General features: G+C 64.9%; 1 protein-coding gene. It reads left to right on the top strand.

What is annotated here, in order from left to right:
* On the top strand, nucleotides 1–1,568 hold a 1,568-nt coding region (locus tag VF515_21630), incomplete at both ends, for a cellobiose phosphorylase (protein ID HEX7410231.1).

Raw genomic sequence — 1,568 nt, 5'->3', positions numbered from 1 at the left:
CTGCCCCTCGAGTTCTACCGGCGGCTACCGAGCGTCACGAGCGCCGTGGAGGAGGGACTGCCACGCGCATTCTCTCTGGCGCACGGGCTTCTCAATGCATCCCGCCTCCAACTCTCCCTGCCGGGGGCGGTGCAATTCTTGCGGGCCTACCAAGAGAACGCACCGCTGACCATCGCGGAGTTGTGGGCATTTCCGACAATGCTCCGCCTTGCGTGCCTGGAGATCCTGGTCGACGCATTTGGGCGACTTTTTCCGGCGCTGACGCCACCCTTCGAACCGACAAAATACACGACGCTGCTGGGCTCATTCGAAGACACGGAGCGCGTGTCGCGCGCTCTTGCCAATCTCGGTGTAATCGCCGCCATCCCGTGGAAGGACTTTTTCGACCGTACCAGTCGTGTGGAAGCGCTCCTTCAGGGGGACCCAGCTGGAGTCTATCCGCGCACGGATTTCGACACCCGCGATCGCTGCCGCAAGGCGGTCGAGGAGCTGGCCTACGGTTCCTGCCAATCAGAGCCGGAGGTGGTGGAGTTCGTCCTTGCGCAGGCAGGCGATGCGCGCGCAACCCGACCACGCGACCATGTGGGTTACTGGCTCATCGGGGACGGCCGACGGGACATCGAGGCCGTGATCGGTTACCGCCAGTCGTCGGTCGCTGCATGCCGGCGCTGGCTTTTCCGAAATGCCGGGCCATTCTATGCCGCGGCGCTCCTCATCACCGGCATCGCAGCGCTCGTCCTGCCCGCGTTCTATCTTGCCGCAGAGGGCGCCGGGCCGTTGGCGTGGGCCGTCGGGATCGCCCTCGCACTGCTACCGGCCTCGGTCCTCGGCGTCACGCTGGTGCATTGGATTGTCACGCTTGTTGTGTCGCCATGGGTGCTTCCGAAACTTGATTTCGAGGAGGGTATCCCGCCGGACTGTTCCACTGCGGTTGTGATGCCGGTGATCGTCGGCAGCCCTGCCGAGGTGCCAGGCCTGATCGAGCGCATGGAGATGCACCGGCTGAGCAATCCCGACCCGTCACTGCGGTTCGCGCTCCTCAGCGACCATATCGATGCGCCAGCAGAGCACATGCCGGGCGATACCGAAGTGGAGAAAACACTCGTCAGTGGCATTCGGCGACTCAACGCGCGTTACGGGCAAAGCGGCGACGGGCCCTTCCACCTGCTGCACCGCCCACGCCGCTTCAACCCCGCCGAGGACTGCTGGATGGCGTGGGAAAGGAAACGGGGCAAGCTTGAGCAGTTCAACCGTTTTGTCCTGGGCGAGGAGACCTCGGGCCTCTCGGTCACCGAGGGCAACATGGATGCGCTCCGCGGCATCCGGTTCGTCGTTACAGTCGACGCGGACACGACGCTCCCGCCAGGATCCGTGAGCCGCCTCGTGGGCACGCTCGCACACCCCCTTAACAGTGCCTGCCTCGACGAGGGGTCTGGTCGCTTCCGCGCCGGCTACACGGTCGTTCAGCCGCGGGTCGAGATCTCCCCAGAAAGCGGAAACCGCTCGCTCTTCGCGCGGCTCTATGCCGGAGATACGGCAGTCGACATCTACAGCCGCGCCGTTTCCGA

Source organism: Candidatus Binatia bacterium (assembly GCA_036382395.1).
GTDB lineage: Bacteria > Desulfobacterota > Binatia > HRBIN30 > HRBIN30 > JAGDMS01.
This window is presented reverse-complemented; position numbering and strand designations above follow the sequence as displayed.